This window comes from Pseudomonas sp. Pseusp97 (genome assembly GCF_047304025.1).
Lineage (GTDB): Bacteria > Pseudomonadota > Gammaproteobacteria > Pseudomonadales > Pseudomonadaceae > Pseudomonas.
In genome coordinates, this window is record NZ_JBGLYK010000125.1 from 1 (window position 1) to 16,337 (window position 16,337).

The 16,337-nt window shown below is 68.0% G+C and carries 14 protein-coding genes; 4 read left to right on the forward strand and 10 right to left on the reverse strand.

The window, feature by feature from the left end; genetic code table 11:
* Window positions 1–315: 315 nt before the first annotated feature.
* The 5 genes from ACCC94_RS19110 to glcD all read right to left on the reverse strand — a co-directional run bounded on the left by ACCC94_RS19110 (window position 316) and on the right by glcD (window position 6,448).
* Window positions 316–2,013, reverse strand: a complete 1,698-nt coding sequence (locus ACCC94_RS19110; RefSeq protein WP_413351070.1) for a lactate permease LctP family transporter — start codon at window positions 2,011–2,013, stop codon at window positions 316–318.
* 244 nt (window positions 2,014–2,257) lie between these two features.
* Entirely contained in the window at window positions 2,258–2,656 is a 399-nt protein-coding gene (locus tag ACCC94_RS19115) for a heme-binding protein (protein WP_413351071.1), read from the reverse strand.
* A complete protein-coding gene (gene glcF / locus ACCC94_RS19120) occupies window positions 2,635–3,909 on the reverse strand; it encodes a glycolate oxidase subunit GlcF (RefSeq protein ID WP_413351072.1) in 1,275 nt (424 codons plus the stop codon). The genes ACCC94_RS19115 and glcF overlap by 22 nt, the downstream gene beginning before the upstream one ends.
* Window positions 3,909–4,949: a glycolate oxidase subunit GlcE gene (gene glcE / locus ACCC94_RS19125; RefSeq protein ID WP_413351073.1), complete on the reverse strand. Its 1,041-nt coding sequence runs from the start codon at window positions 4,947–4,949 to the stop codon at window positions 3,909–3,911. Before glcE ends, glcF begins: the two co-directional genes overlap by 1 nt.
* Entirely contained in the window at window positions 4,949–6,448 is a 1,500-nt protein-coding gene (gene glcD, locus ACCC94_RS19130) for a glycolate oxidase subunit GlcD (protein WP_413351074.1), read from the reverse strand. Before glcD ends, glcE begins: the two co-directional genes overlap by 1 nt.
* A 229-nt stretch (window positions 6,449–6,677) precedes the next feature.
* On the opposite strand from glcD, the gene glcC reads away from it, so the two are divergent.
* Window positions 6,678–7,448 carry a transcriptional regulator GlcC gene (glcC, locus tag ACCC94_RS19135; RefSeq protein WP_413351075.1) on the forward strand — a complete coding sequence of 257 codons (771 nt, stop codon included), beginning with the start codon at window positions 6,678–6,680 and terminating at the stop codon, window positions 7,446–7,448.
* A gap of 293 nt (window positions 7,449–7,741) precedes the next feature.
* On the opposite strand, the gene ACCC94_RS19140 is transcribed toward glcC, so the two are convergent.
* Entirely contained in the window at window positions 7,742–8,161 is a 420-nt protein-coding gene (locus ACCC94_RS19140) for a MerR family transcriptional regulator (RefSeq protein WP_413351076.1), read from the reverse strand.
* 90 nt (window positions 8,162–8,251) lie between these two features.
* Between ACCC94_RS19140 and ACCC94_RS19145 the strand changes: the two genes are divergently transcribed.
* On the forward strand, window positions 8,252–9,484 hold the full coding sequence (locus ACCC94_RS19145) for an NADH:flavin oxidoreductase/NADH oxidase family protein (RefSeq protein WP_413351077.1): 1,233 nt from the start codon (window positions 8,252–8,254) through the stop codon (window positions 9,482–9,484).
* A 133-nt stretch (window positions 9,485–9,617) separates the two neighbouring features.
* Here the strand turns inward: ACCC94_RS19145 and ACCC94_RS19150 are convergent, their stop codons facing one another.
* Window positions 9,618–10,823 (reverse strand): MFS transporter, encoded by a 1,206-nt coding sequence (locus ACCC94_RS19150; protein WP_413351078.1) that lies wholly within the window; start codon window positions 10,821–10,823, stop codon window positions 9,618–9,620.
* Window positions 10,824–10,911: 88 nt separating this feature from the next.
* On the opposite strand from ACCC94_RS19150, the gene ACCC94_RS19155 reads away from it, so the two are divergent.
* Entirely contained in the window at window positions 10,912–11,466 is a 555-nt protein-coding gene (locus ACCC94_RS19155; RefSeq protein ID WP_413351079.1) for a TetR/AcrR family transcriptional regulator C-terminal ligand-binding domain-containing protein, read from the forward strand.
* A 92-nt stretch (window positions 11,467–11,558) separates the two neighbouring features.
* Here the strand turns inward: ACCC94_RS19155 and ACCC94_RS19160 are convergent, their stop codons facing one another.
* Both ACCC94_RS19160 and ACCC94_RS19165 read right to left on the reverse strand, forming a co-directional pair.
* The gene (locus ACCC94_RS19160; protein ID WP_413351080.1) at window positions 11,559–12,797 is read right to left on the reverse strand and encodes an FAD-dependent oxidoreductase; all 1,239 of its coding nucleotides are present in this window, start codon (window positions 12,795–12,797) and stop codon (window positions 11,559–11,561) included.
* A 248-nt stretch (window positions 12,798–13,045) separates the two neighbouring features.
* Window positions 13,046–14,116 (reverse strand): AbrB family transcriptional regulator, encoded by a 1,071-nt coding sequence (locus tag ACCC94_RS19165; RefSeq protein ID WP_413351081.1) that lies wholly within the window; start codon window positions 14,114–14,116, stop codon window positions 13,046–13,048.
* Window positions 14,117–14,219: 103 nt separating this feature from the next.
* Here ACCC94_RS19165 and ACCC94_RS19170 point away from each other — a divergent pair, with 103 nt between their 5' ends.
* Window positions 14,220–15,122: a LysR family transcriptional regulator gene (locus tag ACCC94_RS19170; RefSeq protein ID WP_413351082.1), complete on the forward strand. Its 903-nt coding sequence runs from the start codon at window positions 14,220–14,222 to the stop codon at window positions 15,120–15,122.
* A gap of 407 nt (window positions 15,123–15,529) precedes the next feature.
* Here the strand turns inward: ACCC94_RS19170 and ACCC94_RS19175 are convergent.
* Window positions 15,530–16,337: TauD/TfdA dioxygenase family protein (locus tag ACCC94_RS19175; protein ID WP_413351083.1), on the reverse strand; the 808-nt coding region annotated here is incomplete at its 5' end.

Genomic DNA, 16,337 nt, shown 5'->3' on the forward strand with positions numbered 1-16,337 from the left:
AGCTTGCTCGCGAACGGACCCCGCAGCGGAATCGGTTCGCGAGCAAGCTCGCTCCTACAGTGAGTCCTGACGCCGGGCCTGCTCGGCGGATAACGCTGGCGCGTTATGCGCCCTGCATACTGACTTCCCAAGGCTACCCAATCTGCCGAATTAGTCCCCTCTCCCTTCGGAGCGGGGCGCGCAGCCAGGGTTAGGGAGAGGGGCTCTTGCTCTTCGTTGGCGCGAGGTGGGACGCCATCGTTATTGCTCGCGAACAAGCCCCGCAGCGGAATCGGTTCGCGAGCAAGCTCGCTCCTACAGGATCGGCACACTCCATCAATGCACCAGCATCCCCGTGAACACATAGGCCTGGGCCAGGGTAATCAGCCCGATGAACGCGGCGAAGATCAGGCTGTGCTTGACCGTGAAGCGGAACAGGTCCGACTCGCGCCCGACCATCCCGGTGGCCGCGCAGGCCACGGCGATGGACTGCGGCGAGATCATCTTGCCGGTCACCCCGCCGGTGGTGTTGGCTGCCACCAGCAGCGTGTCGCTGACCCCGAGTTGATGCGCGGTGGTCGCCTGCAATGAGCCGAACAGGGCGTTGGACGAAGTATCCGACCCGGTCAGGAATACTCCCAGCCAGCCGAGGAACGGCGAGAAGAACGGGAACGCCGCGCCGGTTCCCGCCAGCACCAGCGCGAGCGTCGTGGACATCCCCGAGTAGTTGGTGACGAAGGCGAAGGCCAGCACCATGCCGATGGTCAGCACCGGCCACTTCAACTCCTTCAGCGTGTCGCGGAAGGTCGCCGCGCCGCTCTTCACGTCGATGCGCAGGATGGCCATGGAAATCAGTGCGGCGAGGAAGATCGCCGTGCCGCTGGCCGAGACCAGGTCGAACTTGTAGATCGCCGGCATCGGCGTCGGATTGGCGACGATGGGCGCCGCCTTGAGGACAAGCTGGTCGAGGTAGGGCACCGCGATCACCGCCACCCAGCTTTCCAGCGCACCGCCGGGCAGGAACAGCGCCTTGAACGGCTTCATGGTCCAGATGGTCACCAGCACGGTGAGGATCAGGAAGGGCGACCAGGCCTTGAAGATCTGCCCGAAGCTGTACTGCGATTCCCGGCGCTGCACGCCGCTACTTCCGCCGCCGGCCAAACCCAGCGTCGCCGTGCCGTCGGCGTTGAGGCTGGAGAACTCCGTCTCGCGCACATTCGCCGGCTGCCACACGCGCAGGAACAGGGTCAGGCAGACCATGCTCAGCAGCGCCGAGGTGATGTCCGGCAGCTCCGGGCCGATGAAGTTGGAGGTGAGGAACTGGCTGATGGCGAAGGTGCCGCCGGCCACCAGCAGCGCTGGCCAGGTTTCGCGCACGCCGCGCCAGCCGTCCATCATCGCCACCAGCCAGAAGGGCACGATCACCGACAGGATCGGCAGTTGCCGCCCGGCCATGGCGCCGATCTTGAAGGCGTCCACGCCCGACACCTGCCCGGCGACTATGATCGGGATGCCCAGCGCGCCGAAGGCCACCGGCGCGGTGTTGGCGATCAGGCACAGCCCGGCCGCATACAGTGGGTTGAAGCCCAGGCCGACCAGCAGCGCCGCGGTGATCGCCACCGGTGCGCCGAAGCCTGCCGCGCCTTCGAGGAAGGCGCCGAAGGAGAAGCCGATCAGCACCACCTGCAGGCGCTGGTCGACGGTGATCGACAGCACCGAGCTGCGGATGATCTCGAACTGCCCGCTCTTCACCGTCAGCTTGTAGAGGAACACCGCCGCGACGATGATCCAGGCGATCGGCCAGAGTCCGTAGAAGAAACCGTAGACCGCCGAGGCCAGCGCCTTGTCCACCGGCATGTGGTAGACGCTGATGGCGACCAGCAGCGACAGTACCAGGGTGATGGCGCCGGCGACGTGGCCCTTGAGGCGGAACACCGCCAGGGCGAGGAAGAAGAAAATGATCGGCACGAGGGCCGCCAGGGCCGAGAGGCCGAGGCTGCCGAGCGGGGTATAGAGCTGCTGCCAGGTTTGCATGGGGATTGTCCCTTGTTGTTGTCGGAGGCAAAACGTCAGCGGTGGATAACCCTTTCAGGGGGCGCATGCCTGGGCGGCGCGCGGGCCGGCAGGCATTGAAAAAGCCCCGCAACGCGGCGCGTGGCGGGGCTCCTGAAAGCGGGTGCGGGCAAGCTTTTCGGGGTGTCGCCACTGGCTCGCTCGGGGCCGGTGGCGACCATGACTCGGCCGCCGGGCACCGGTCGCCAGGGCCGCGTGAGCTCTCTCACAGCGCTGCCACTCCGGCGCTGGCGACCTGCGCATCCTCGCCGGCCTTCACACCGGAAACGCCCACCGCGCCGATCACCTGGCCGTCCAGCACGACCGGCACGCCGCCCTCGAGCGAGGTGAGCAGCGGCGCGGTGACGAAGGCGGTGCGTCCGCCGTTGACCATGTCCTCGTAACCCTTGGTTTCGCGCCGGCCCAGGGCTGCGCTGCGGGCCTTCTCGGTGGCGATGTAGGCGCTGGCCGGCGCGCAGCCGTCGAGGCGCTCCAGGGCCAGCGGATGGCCGCCGTCATCGACCACCACGATGGACACCGCCCAGCGATTGCGCTGGGCTTCGGCGCGCGCGGCGGCGAGGATGCGGCCCACCTCCTGCTGGGTCAGAACGGCTTTGTTGAGCATGCTTGCACCTCGCCTTGAAGGGTTTCCAGCGGCGCATCGGCGAGCGCCTCTTCCACCAGTTCGATCCAGTGCCGCACCGGCGTGCGGCCCGCACCGCCCAGGTGTGTCTGGCAGCCGATATTGGCGGTGACTATGACTTCCGGGGCGCCGCTCTCCAGTGCCTTCAGGCGGTTGTCGCGCAGGCGCCGGGACAGCTCCGGCTGGGTCAGCGAATAGGTCCCGGCGGAGCCGCAGCACAGGTGGCTGTCCGGCACGCTGGTGAGGCTGAAGCCCAGGCGAGTGAGCACGCTTTCCACCGCGCCGCCGAGCTTCAGCGCGTGCTGCAGTGTGCACGGGCAATGGAATGCCAGTCGGCGATCTCCATGCAGGTGCAATTCTTCCAGCGGCTCATCGCGCAGCACTTCGGACAGGTCGCGGGACAGCTCGCTGACCCGCCGCGCCTTGGCTGCGTATTGCGCGTCGTGCTCCAGCAGATGGCCGTAGTCGCGGACGAAGGCACCGCAGCCGCTGGCGGTCTGCACTATGGCTTCGGCGCCGGCCTGGATCGATGGCCACCAAGCGTCGATGTTCCGCCGCGCCCGCTCCAGCCCCTGTTCCTGCGCATTCAGGTGATAATCCACGGCGCCGCAGCAGCCGCCATCCGCCGCCGGGATGACACTGATGCCGAGGCGATCCAGCACCCGCGCGGCAGCGGCGTTGGTATTGGGCGAGAGGGCCGGTTGCACGCAGCCTTCGAGTATCAGCATGCGCCGTGGGTGGCGCGGCCTTGGGCGCTCCACGGGCGGATGTGGATGGCGCGGCAGCTTGCTTTTCAGGCTGTCCGGCAGCAGCGGATAGAAGGTGCGCCCGGCCTTGGCCAGCGCGCCGAACAGGGCGGCATTCGGCACCACGGCGCGCAGGCCGCGGCGCATCAGGCGTTCGCGTACGGTGCGCGGCACCTGCTCCTCGACCACCGCGCGGCCGATATCCAGCAGGTTGTGGTAGTCGACGCCGGAAGGGCAGGTGGTTTCGCAGTTGCGGCAGCTCAGGCAGCGGTCCAGGTGTTCGCGGGTGCTGGTGCTGGGCTCGGCGCCTTCGAGCACCTGCTTGATCAGGTAGATGCGCCCGCGCGGGCCGTCCAGCTCATCGCCCAGCAACTGGTAGGTCGGACAGGTTGCCGTGCAGAAGCCGCAGTGCACGCAGGAGCGCAGGATGCGCTCGGCCTCCTCGGCGCGCGGCAACCGCTTGGCCTGTTCGCTCAGGTTGGTTTGCATCAGAGCTCCCTGTACATCCGGCCGGGGTTGAAGATGCCCTGGGGGTCGAGCTGGCGCTTGAGGCTCTGGTGGTAGCGCAGCAGCGCGGCGGGCAGTGGGTGGAAGCCGTCGTCGCCCGGCGTGCAGCGCAGGGCATGGCCGCCGACCTCGGCGACGCTGTGGCGGATCAGCTCGGCGTCCGCCTCGGACTTCAGCCAGCGCTGCGCGCCGCCCCAGTCGATCAGTTGCTCGCCCGGCAGGGAGAGTGCCGGCGTGGCGTTGGGCAGCGACAGGCGCCAAAGCGTGCCGGGACCGGCGAAGAACCCCAGGCGCTGCTCGCGCAGGTCCTGCCAGTAGCCGCTCTCGATCTCCTCGCCACCCAGGCGCAAACGTGCGGAGCACACCGAACCTTCGCCGCCTTCCAGACGCAGGTGCAGCGCGCTGCCGTCGTAGCAGGCGGCGGTGATCGGGATCGGCTGCGTGCCCCATTCGGCGAGTTCTGCCAGTGCCTGATGGACGCCCATTTCCAGGCGCAGGCTGGCGCACATTCGCGGCTTGGGCAGCACTTTCATCGAGACTTCGGTGATCACTCCCAGGCAACCGAAACTGCCTGCCAGCAGGCGCGACAGGTCATAGCCGGCGACGTTCTTCATCACCTCGCCGCCGAAGCGCAGCAGCTTGCCGTGGCCGGTGATCAGCCGGGTGCCCAGCACGTAGTCGCGTACCGAACCGGACCAGGGACGCCGTGGGCCGGAAAGCCCCGCGGCGACCACTCCGCCGAAGGTCGCGCCGGAATGATCGGGCGGCTCGCACGGCAGCATCTGCCCGGCCGCTTCCAGCGCCGCTTCGATCTCCGCCAGCGGCGTGCCGGCGCGAGCGGTGAGCACCAGTTCGGTCGGGTCGTAGCTGACGATGCCGCTGTGCGGACGGGTGTCCAGTGCCACGCCGTTCACCGGGCGGCCGAGGAAGGACTTGCTGTCGCCGCCGCGTATGCGCAGCGGCGTGCGCGCGGCGAGGGCCTGGGTTACCTGGTCGAGCAGTTCGCCGCTGGCATCGGGCATCAGAAGCGCTCCAGGTCGGGGAAGGGCAGTTGCCCGTGGTGCACGTGCATCGCGCCGAATTCGGCGCAGCGGTGCAGGGTCGGGATATTCTTGCCGGGGTTGAGCAGGCGGTCCGGGTCGAACGCCGCTTTCACCGCGTGGAACAGGGTCAGCTCGTCGCTGTTGAACTGCGCGCACATCTGGTTGATCTTCTCGCGCCCCACGCCGTGCTCGCCGGTGATGCTGCCGCCCACCGCCACGCAGAGTTCGAGGATCCTGCCGCCGATGGCTTCGGCGCGCTCCAGCTCGCCGGGCACGTTGGCGTCGAAGAGGATCAGCGGGTGCATGTTGCCGTCGCCGGCATGGAACACGTTGGCCACGCGCAGGCCGAACTCCTGCGACAGCTCGGCGATGCCGTGCAGCACGCGCGGCAGCTCGCGGCGCGGAATGGTGCCGTCCATGCAGTAGTAGTCCGGCGAGATGCGCCCCACCGCCGGGAAGGCGTTCTTGCGCCCGGCCCAGAAGCGCACGCGCTCGGCCTCGTCACAGGCCAGGCGCACGTCGGTGGCACCGGCGGCGCGCAGCACGTTGTCGACGCGCTCGCAGTCGTCCTGCACGTCGGCTTCCACGCCGTCCAGTTCGCACAGCAGGATGGCCGCCGCGTCCACTGGGTAGCCGGCGTGGATGAAGTCCTCGGCGGCGCGGATCGACAGGTTGTCCATCATCTCCAGCCCGCCGGGAATGATGCCGGCGGCGATGATGTCGGCCACCGCGCGCCCGGCCTTTTCCACCGAATCGAAGCTGGCCAGCAGCACCCGCGCCACCTGCGGGCGCGGCAGCAGCTTGACGGTGACTTCGGTGACGATGCCGAGCATGCCTTCGGAACCGGTGAACAGCGCCAGCAGGTCTAGCCCGGGGCTGTCCAGTGCGTCGCTGCCCAGCGTCAGGTGCTCGCCCTCGACGGTGAGGATGTCCACCTTGAGCAGGTTGTGCACGGTCAGACCGTATTTGAGGCAATGCACGCCGCCGGCGTTTTCGGCGACGTTGCCGCCGATGGAACAGGCGATCTGCGAGGACGGGTCCGGCGCGTAGTACAGGCCGTGCGGCGCGGCGGCCTGGGAAATCGCCAGGTTGCGCACGCCGGGCTGCACGCGGGCGAAGCGCCCCTGCGGGTTCACTTCGAGAATCCGGTTGAAGCGCGCCATTACCAGCAGGATGCCTTTCTCCAGCGGCAGCGCCCCGCCGGAGAGCCCGGTGCCCGCGCCGCGCGCCACCACCGGCACCTTGTGCGCATGGCAGAGTTTCAGCAGCCCCTGCACCTGCTCGATACGTTCGGGCAGCGCCACCAGCATCGGCACCGTTCGGTAGGCGGAGAGGCCGTCGCATTCATAGGGCTTGAGGTCTTCGGCGCGGTGCAGCAGGTCGAGGTCGGGCAGGGCCGCGCGTAGCTCGGCCAGCAGGGCTGACTTGTCGACGGCAGGCAGCGCGCCATCGACGCGCTCGTCGTAGAGGATGTTCATAGGCTGGCGGTGCTCTGATCTTGTTGTTGTTCGCTTCCGGCAAGCGGTCGCGTGGAGCCACGGCACCGTGAAAATGCGACTGCCGGTCAGGCCGCGTCCACCTGGATCGGTACTGGTCCTACCAGTTCTTGTGCGGGCGACCACTGGAAAGGCGCTGTCCTGACAGCTAGGGTTCTGGACAGCCAGGCAGGTGTGAATCCACTGGTCCTACCAGTTGCGGAGAGCGTTGATGACGACTTATGCACAGGGCAAGCAGCGCGTCGCCGACCAGGTGGCCGAGAAGATCGAGCGGTTGATCGTCGACGGCGTGCTCAAGGTCGGCCAGGCGTTGCCCTCGGAGCGGCGTTTGGTGGAGAAGCTCGGCTGCTCGCGCTCGGCGTTGCGCGAGGGACTGCGCGCGTTGCGTGGGCGCGGCATCGTCGATACCGAACAGGGGCGCGGTTCATTCGTCGCCGACCTGACTGGCGCTGACGACGTGTCGCCGCTGATGCACCTGTTCCGCTCGCAGCCGCGTACGCTTTACGACCTGCTGGAAGTTCGCGCTTTGCTGGAAGGGGAGTCCGCGCGCCTGGCCGCCCTGCGTGCCACCGAGGCCGACCTGGTGCTGATCGACCGGCGTTTCGAGGAGATGCGTGCCGCCTTCGAGCAACCGCAGCCGCTGGACCCGCGCGAGCATGCGCGGCGCGATCACGCCTTCCACCAAGCCATCAGCGAGGCGTCGCACAATCCGGTGCTGGTGCACACGCTGCAATCGCTCAACGAGCTGATGCTCAGCACCGTGTTCGCCTCGGTGAACAACCTCTACAACCGTCCGCCGCAGAAACGTCAGATCGACCGCCAGCACGCCCGGCTGCACCGCGCCATCAGCGAACGCCAGCCGGAGCAGGCCCAGCGCGCCGCCCGCGAACATATCCACAGCGTGCGCGACAACCTGAGGGAGATCGAGCAGGAGGAGCAGCGGCTGGTGCGGGCGACCTTGCGCCTCGAAGGCTGGAAGTGACGTGGGAGCGGACTTCGTCCGCGATCGATTTCCAGCAGCTCCGTGCCTGGGTGTAAACATCGCGGACGAAGTCCGCTCCTACGCTGGCCGCACGCTCAGGTTTTTTTGCAATGCAGCGGTAGGGCGCATAACGCGTCAGCGTTATCCGCCGTTTCGGCACTGGCGGCGGATAACCTGTTCCAGGTTATGCGCCCTACGGCGCCTGCGGGGCTCTTCGTAGGAGCGAGCTTGCTCGCGAACCGCCTGGCTCAAGGGCATCGTTCGCGAGCAAGCTCGCTCCTACGGGTATTGCATCAACTACGTTTTTTGCGCTCGCGCATCTCCGCCAGCATGCGCTCGGCATTGGCCTGGCAGCCCATGCCTTCGGGTTTGTTCTCGATGCCGTCGATCACTGCCAGCAGCCGCTCGCGGTTCTGCCGCAGCTGCTGCTCCATCGCCTCGATTTCCGCAACCTTGCGGCGCAGGCCCTGCACCAGCTCGCCGTGGCCGTTCTCGAGGGGACTGGAGTGCGGCAGCAGGTTGCGGATTTCCTCCAGGCTGAAGCCGGTCTGCTGGGCGCTGCGGATGATCTCCAGCAGGTCGAGGGTTTCTGCCGGGTACGCGCGATAACCATTGGCCAGGCGGCGCGCCGGGGCGATCAGCCCGCTGGCTTCGTAGAAGCGGATTCGCGAAGGAGCGAGGCCGCTGAGGCTGGCCAGTTCACCGATTTTCATGCTGGGCTCCGAAAGGGCTTGACCTTGAAGTGAACTTTAAACTTAACCTCGCCGCAGCCACAACCACCCGGACAACCACGGAGTCCCGCCATGTCGCCCTTCCAGCCCCTGCGCCTGCCCAACGGCGGCGAAGTCCCCAACCGTATCGCCAAGGCCGCCATGGAAGAGAACATGGCCGACGCCGACCAGGCGCCGTCGGCCGCATTGCTGCATCTCTACCAGGCCTGGGCGGACGGCGGTGTCGGCCTGATCCTCAGCGGCAACGTGATGATCGACGGCCGCGCCATGACCGGCCCCGGCGGCGTGGTGCTGGAAAACGACCGGCACCTGGAGCGCTTTCGCGAATGGGCGCGCATCGGTCGCTCCCGCGGTGCGCAGTTCTGGCTGCAGCTCAACCACCCGGGCCGCCAGGTGCAGACCAACCTCGGCCAGGACGCCATCGCACCATCGGCGGTGCCGCTGGAAATGGGCAAGTTTACCAAGCTGTTTGCCGTTGCCCGCGAGATGACCGAAGGCGATATCGCCGAGGTGATCCAGCGTTTCGTCCGCGCCGCCAGGCTCGCCGAGCAGGCCGGCTTCAGCGGGGTGCAGATCCACGCGGCGCACGGCTACCTGCTCAGCCAGTTCCTCTCGCCGCTGGCCAACAAGCGCCAGGACCGCTGGGGCGGCTCCCTGGAAAACCGCGCGCGGCTGTTGCTGGAGGTCGTCCGCGCGGTGCGCGCCGAGGTGTCGCCGGCGTTCTGTGTGGGGGTGAAGATCAACTCCGCCGACTTCCAGCGCGGCGGCTTTGACGCCAGCGATGCGAGGCAGGTGATCGAGTGGCTGAACGACGAGAAGGTCGACCTGGTCGAGCTCTCCGGCGGCAGCTACGAGGCGCCGGCCATGCAGGGCGATGCCCGCGACGGCCGCACCCTGGCGCGGGAAGCCTACTTCCTCGAGTTCGCCCGTGAGATGCGCGAAGCGGCGCGCATGCCGCTGATGGTGACCGGCGGCATCCGTCGCCTGCCGGTGGCGGAACAGGTGCTGGACAGCGGACTGGCGATGGTCGGTATCGGCACCGCCCTGGCGCTGGAACCGCAGCTGGTGCTGCACTGGCAGCGCGGCAGCCAGACCCAGCCGGAGCTGCCGCCGATCCGCTGGCGCTCCAAGCCGCTGGCGGCGCTGGCCTACATGGCGCTGGTCAAGCTGCAACTGAAGCGCATTGGCGCCCGCCGCGCGCCCAACCCGCAGGCTTCGCCGTGGCGCACGCTGGTGATGGAGCAATGGCATACGCTGCGCCGCGCCAAGCAGTACCGCCGCTGGGCGGCACGGCAGGCGGGTTGATCGGACATCGCCGTCGGGCTGTTTCGTAGGATGGCGTGGAGCGAAGCGATACCCATCGATTCCTGTCGCACTGGCAGCCTGGGTATCGCCCAGGCTCCCCCATCCTACGGTTGTGCTGCCGGGAAGCTCCGGCTCAAGCCCGGACCTTGCGCACACCCGGCGCGCGCAGGGACAGCAGCAGGACCAGCGAGGCCGCGAGAATCTGCAGGCTGGCATAGCCGTTGGTGGTGGCGATCAGGCCGTAGCGCTGGATCGCCAATCCCGCGAGGATCGCCGGCACGCTGAAGGCCAGGTAGCTGAGCACATAGAAGCTCGCCATCAGCGCGCCACGTTCGTGGGCGTGGGCCAGCGGCACCACCGAGCGCAGCGCGCCGAGGAAGGCGCCGCCGAAGCCCAGCCCCGCCACCGCGGTGCCGAGGAAGAACAGCCAGAGGTTGGCGCTGTCCACGCCGAGCAGCGTGATCAGCAGGCCGAAGATCAGCGCCAGGCCGCCACGGCGCAGGATCACCGCCGCCGGCTGGTTGCGCAGGGCGAAGATCGCCAGTGCGCCGCACAGGCACAGCAGCGACACCAGCCCACCACCGATCATCGGCACCTGCAGCCCGGTGACCTGGCGCGCCAGCGTCGGCCCCAGCGACAGGTAGAACCCGCCCAGCGCCCAGAGGCTGGCGTTCAGCGGCGCCACGCTCCAGAACGCGCGGCGCGCCTGCGGAGGAATACGGATGCGCGGCTTCAGCGAGGCCAGCGCACCGGGTTGCCGGCTGATGCTTTCCGGCAGCCAGCGCAGCAGCACGATGCCCAGCGCGAACAGCGCCAGCAGCCATACGTAGACCGCATGCAGCGGATCGGACCCGAACTGCACCAGCGCGCTGCTGCCCAGCGCGCCCATGGCCATGCCGAGCATGGGCGCCACGCTGTTGATCAGCGGGCCGCGTTCACGGTCGATATCCAGCATCGCTGCGCCCAGCACGCTGGTGGCGATGCCGGTGGCGAAGCCTTGCAGCAGGCGCGCGAGGATCAGCAGTTCCACCGAATTGGCCTGGAGGAACACCGCCATCGCCAGCAATTCGAGGATCAGCGCGGCGCGGATCACCGGGCGCCGGCCGAGGTGATCCGACAGCGAGCCGAACACCAGCAGCGCCAGCATCAGGCCGCCCGCATAGATGCTGAACACCAGGGTCAGCAAGGCTGGGGAGAAGTGCCAGGACTCGCGGTACAGCGCATACAGCGGCGTGGGCGCGGCGGCGGCGGCGAGGAAGGCCATGAGTATCGCCGTCAGCAGCCAGGCGGCGGCCCTGGGTGAGAAGCCGGACGCGCTTTTCGATCGGGTGTGTGCCATGATTCAGCTCGCAAAGGCTAAGATTTTGCTTTTGCGAGATGCTGGACCCGATTCCGAATAAAAGCAAATTCTTTGCGTTAAGGTGCTTATGGCAATCAATCAGGGTGTCCGGCCGGGCGGCCGCAGCGCGCGGGTGCAGGCCTCGGTACACAAGGCCGTGGCGGAACTGCTGGAGGAGCGCGAGCGCGCCGAGCTGACCGTGCCGCTGATCGCCGCCCGAGCCGGCGTCACGCCTTCGACCATCTACCGGCGCTGGGGCGATCTCAACGAACTGCTCGGTGACGTTGCCCTGCAGCGCATCCGCCCCGACGCCGAGCCGGCGGACACCGGCAGCCTGCGCGGCGACCTGCTGGCCTGGGGCGTGCAGTACATGGAGGAAACCGCCTCGGTGCCCGGCCGCGCGGTGGTACTCGACCTGCTGGCGGCCGGCGGCGGCTGCTCCGGACGCTGCATGGCCATCGCCTGTGGCCAGTTCGACATCATCCTGCTGCGCGCCAAGGCGCGCGGCGAGAAGCTGCCGGAGGTCGACCGCATCGTCGACCGGCTGATGGCGCCGCTGGTTTACCGCATCCTGTTTTCCGGCGAGGAGCTGGACGTGGCCTATGTCGAGCGCCTGGTCGAGCTGACGCTGGACGGGTTGTAACCCTCGGTTGGATTACCTGTAGGAGCGAGCTTGCTCGCGAACCGCCCAGCATCAGCACTGCCGGCTGACTCGGTTCGCGAGCAAGCTCGCTCCTACAAATGTGCGTTCCGCACCGCATCTGTCCACGCCTGAAGTGCTTCACAGGCCACAACGGCAATCTCCTCATCGCTACGTCCCACAAACACCCGCTCCAGTGCATCCGCGGCGATCAGCCCGGCAATGGTCGGCGTGCCCACGGCATCGGTGAGGTCCAGCCACTCGCCGAAGTTGGCCGGCGTGTCGTACCAGCGCAGGTAACCCGACGGCGAAACCGGCCACCAGCGTTGCTCGAACTGCAGCACCACCTTTTCCAGTTGGCCCATGCCCAGATGTTCCAGCGCATCCTGCTGCGCCGCCGGCAGCGGCGGGGTGAAGTGGATATCGCGCAGCACGCCGACGGGGGCGGTGCAGACGCAGAAGTCGGCGCTTTCACCACCCGCCTGCACCTGCTCGCCCGACCAGTCGATGGTGCTCACCGGCTGGTTCAGGCGGATATCCAGCCCCTCGGCGAGATGCGCGACCAGTTGCGAGTACCCCTGCGGCAGGAAGCGGTCGCCGGCGCCGACGCCTTCTTCGTCGAGGGCATCCACCGACAGCGATTTCAGCGGCAGGCAGGCTTCCAGGATCAGGTTGGCGTCCAGGGCGAAACGGGTGGCTCGGCGGGTCGGCTCATCGCAACCGTCGAGATAGCGCGCGACACCTTCCGCCAGCGGCAGGGCGCGGTCGATTCCCGTCCGCAGGGCTTCCCAGGCCGCGTCGATGTCGGGCACCGGGCCATCCGCCGCCGCAGCCAGGGGCCGGCCGAAATCGGTTTCCCGCAATGACAGGCCGAGTTCCTGGGCGAAGGTTGCGAGCGGGTTGTCGTCGAAGTGCTGCAGCCAGGCGGCGCCTTCATCCACCCGCACCGGCCCCAGGGAAATGCTGTGCACGCGCCCGCCGATGCGGTCACGGGCTTCCAGTACCACGCAGTCGATTCCGGCTTCGCGCAGACGGCGTGCGGCAGCTAGCCCGGCAAACCCCGCCCCGATAACCAGCACCCGACGGACACCGTTTTCGATGGCGATGTCGGCGGCGCGCAGGCCGTCGTTCCAGGCGCCGTGGGTCATGGCCGGAGCGATGGGATTGCAGGCTTCGCCGGCCAGCACCAGCTTGCCGCCCAGTGCCTCACCCAACCGTCGCCGATGCTCCGGCGTGGCGCCGGGCAGCAGGGTGCTGTAGGCACCCCGGCTGAACGGGTCGTCGCTCCAGTGGGTGACGTGGAAGGCGGTGGGGCGGTGGCGAAGGCTGTCCATGGCGGGCTCGCTCTCTGAAGGAGCGACGACCTTAGTGGCGGATCGAGCGGCATTTCAAGGGCGCTTTTCGTAGGAGCGAGCTTGCTCGCGAAAGGAGTCAACCGGCAGCGCCGATGCTGGGCTGTTCGCGAGCAAGCTCGCTCCTACAGGGAGCCTGGGCGATCCCCATGCTGCCGGTGCCGGGAGCGATGGGTATCGCTTCGCTCCACGCCATCCTACGGGTTCGGGCCAACCCAAGGAGCAGGCGGTCAGGCGCGGCTCAGGCGGATCACCGTGCGGGCGACGGAAACCCCGGTGAACAGCACCACGAACAGCCGCAGCGTCTGCATCGCCAGCACCAGGCCGACGTCGGAGTGGGTGTCCACCGCGATGATCGCCATGGCGTCCAGGCCGCCGGGGCTGGTGGCGAGGTAGAGGGAAAGGAAGTCCATCCCGGTGATGGCCGCCAGCGCCCAGGCGAACAGTGCGCAGCTGGCGATCAGGGCCAGTGCGCTGACCAGCATCGCGGGCAGGTGGCGGCCGACGTAGGCGAGGCTTTCGCGGTCGAAGCGCAGGCCGATATAGCAGCCGATCACGCCGTAGGCGCTGGCCAGCAGCCAGTGCGGCAGGGTGATGTGCAGTACGCCGGTGAGCTGCAGCACGGCGCCGGCCACCAGTGGTACCAGCAGCGGGCCGGCCGGCAGCTGGGCGCCAGCGGTGGTGCAGACGAAGATCAGCAGCAGGCAGTTGATCAGGTCGGGCAGGGTGGCGGTGTCGATGACTGGCGCACTGTGCGCCGCCGAGCCGCCGCCCTCGATGCCCAGCAGGCGGCCGACCAAGGCGCCGGCCATGACCACGCAGACCACCCGCACATACTGCATGGTGGCGACCACGCGCGGGTCGGCGCCGTTGGCCTCGGCCATCGACACCATGGCCGCTGCGCCGCCCGGTGCGGTGCCCCAGGCGGCGGTGCTGCCGGGGATGCCGCCGAAGCGCACCATGGCGTAACTGACCGCGGCCGAGAGCAGCAGGGTGAGCAGGGTGGCGCTGAGCATCAGCGGCCAGGAGGCGACCATCGCCTGCAGCACCGACCAGCTCATGGCGTGGGCGACCAGCAGGCCGATGCAGCCCTGGCTCAGGCGGAAGGCCTGGCGTGGCAGGCGGATCTGCGCGCCGCTGACGCCGAAGGCAATGGCCACCAGCATGGGCCCGAGGAACAACGCAGCGGGGATGCCGAGCCAGGTCAGCAGTTGCCCGGCGCCTCCGGCTCCGAGCGCCAGGGCCAGCCATTGCAGGCTGACGGGGATGCGGGCGACGGACAGGGCAGGGCGGCTGGACACGGACGGCTCCGGGTGGGGAAGACGTCGAAATTATCGATAGCCGGATCGATCAAGTCTATTTTCTAATAGTCATGAATCCATTCCTGGAATTTATCGGTTGGCCATGGACCTGCGTGATCTCGCCTACTTCGAAACCATCGCCGAGCTCGGCCACCTGGGCCGCGCCGCCGAGCGCCTGGGGCGCAGCCAGCCGGCGCTGACCAAGAGCATCCAGCGCCTGGAGGAATCCCTCGGCGCGCGGTTGTTCCAGCGCGACGGCCGACGCATCCGTCTGACGCCGGCCGGTGAACTGATGCTGCAACGCGCGCGGCAATTGCGTCAGGACATCGAGGAAACCCGCCGCGAGGTGCGCGATTTTGCCAGCGGCGTGGTGGGGAATATCCGCCTTGGCTGCGCGGCGACCATGGCCGAGTACCTGCTGCCGCGCCTGACCGAGGACCTGCTGGCGCGAGCGCCGGACGTCACCATGAGCCTGGTGCTCGGGCAGGACGACGTGCTGCGCGAAGCGCTGCGCAGCGGGAGGCTGGACATGGCGATCTGCTCGCGGATCGTCGATGACCCGCAGCTGAGCAGCGAGCCATTGCTGCAGGACCAGGTAGTGGTGGTCGCCAGCCGCGACCATCCGATCTTCGATGGTCCGGTCTCGATGGCCGACCTGTGCCGTTACCGCTGGGTATTGCCGGCTACCGGCGTGTCGTCGCGGCGCTGGATGGACAACACCTTCCAGGCCCACCAGTTGCCGCTGCCACAGGTGCAGATCGAGACCAACGCGATCCCCATGCTGCCCAACCTGATCGCCCGCACCCGCCTGCTCAGCTTCATCGCCCGCGAGGCGCTGGCTGGCGGGCACGGGATGGATCAGTTGCGTGAGGTGCAGTTGGCCGAAACGACGCTGACGCGGACCATCGGCCTGGCGGTGCGCGAGGGCGCCTATCTGTCGCCGGCCGCGCAGTTGCTGCGAGGGATGCTGCGCGAGCAAGCGCAGCGTTTCGGCGAGACCTTGTAGGAGCGAGGGGGACGCCATCGTTATTGCTCGCGAACGGTGTTTTCCGGCGGCTCCGGCGGCTCCGGCGTCAGGCAGTTCGCGAGCAAGCTCGCTCCTACGAAGGGCACGCTGAACCCTACCGGTAGGAGCGGACCTTGTCCGCGAAATCCCACGGCTGAAATAGCGGTCCCAGGGTATTCGCCCAGACATCGCCTGTCGGCGATTCGCGGAGAAGCTCCGCTCCTACGAGAGCGTCAAGGCCAGCGCTCTGGCTGTGGCTCCTGGCGGCTTCCAGGGAGATTTCCGCACGTGCCGGACGTCTCCTTCAGCTGGGTTCGTAGGGCGAATAACGCACCAGCGTTATCCGCCGCAACGCATCCGGCGGATAACCTGTTCCAGGTCATGCGCCCTGCGATCGCACCGCTTGCTCAGCGGCTCGGCACCTCGCCCACCACCGTGGTGCGGTACATCTCCCGGCGCATGCCGTGGTAGTCCGACACCGGGTAATGCCAGGTGCTGCGGTTGTCCCAGATCGCCAGGGTGCCGGCGCTCCAGCGCATGCGGCAGGTGAACGCCGGCTGGGTGGCGATGCTGAACAGGTAGTCCAGCAGCGGCTGCGACTCGGCCGGGCGCATGCCCTTGATGCCGCTGGTGTAGGCCGGGTTGATGTAGAGGATCTTCTTGCCGGTTTCCGGGTGCCGGGTCACCAGCGGGTGCGAGCGTACTTCGCCTTCATGGCTGCCGTAGCGCACCGCCATGTTTTCCATCAGGTCGTTGTGCTTGGCCTCGGCGCCGTAGGCGCGCTCGGGGCTGTGGATGGCATCCAGGGTCTCCAGCTGCGCGCGCAGTTTCGGTGACAGCCATTCGTAGGCCAGCGCCAGGTTGGCGTACAGCGTGTCGCCGCCGAAGGGCGGGATGTCGTGGCCGTAGAGCAGGGTGAAGGCCGGCGGGCGTTCCTGGAAGGACCAGTCGCTGTGCCAGGCGCCGCCGAACACCACCGGAGTCTTCTCGTTGGCTTCCTTCAGCACGCGGACCACGTGCGGGTGATCCTGCATGCCGACCACATAGGGCTCGCGGCCGAATTCGCCGAAGTGCAGGGTCACGGCTTCGAGGTTTTCCACGCTCAGCTGCTGCCCGCGGATGAACAGCACCTTGTGCGCCAGGAGTGCCTGGCGCAGCTCGGCGTAGCCTTCCTCGCCCAGGGTGTTGAGGTCGAGGTCGCTGACGTCCGCGCCG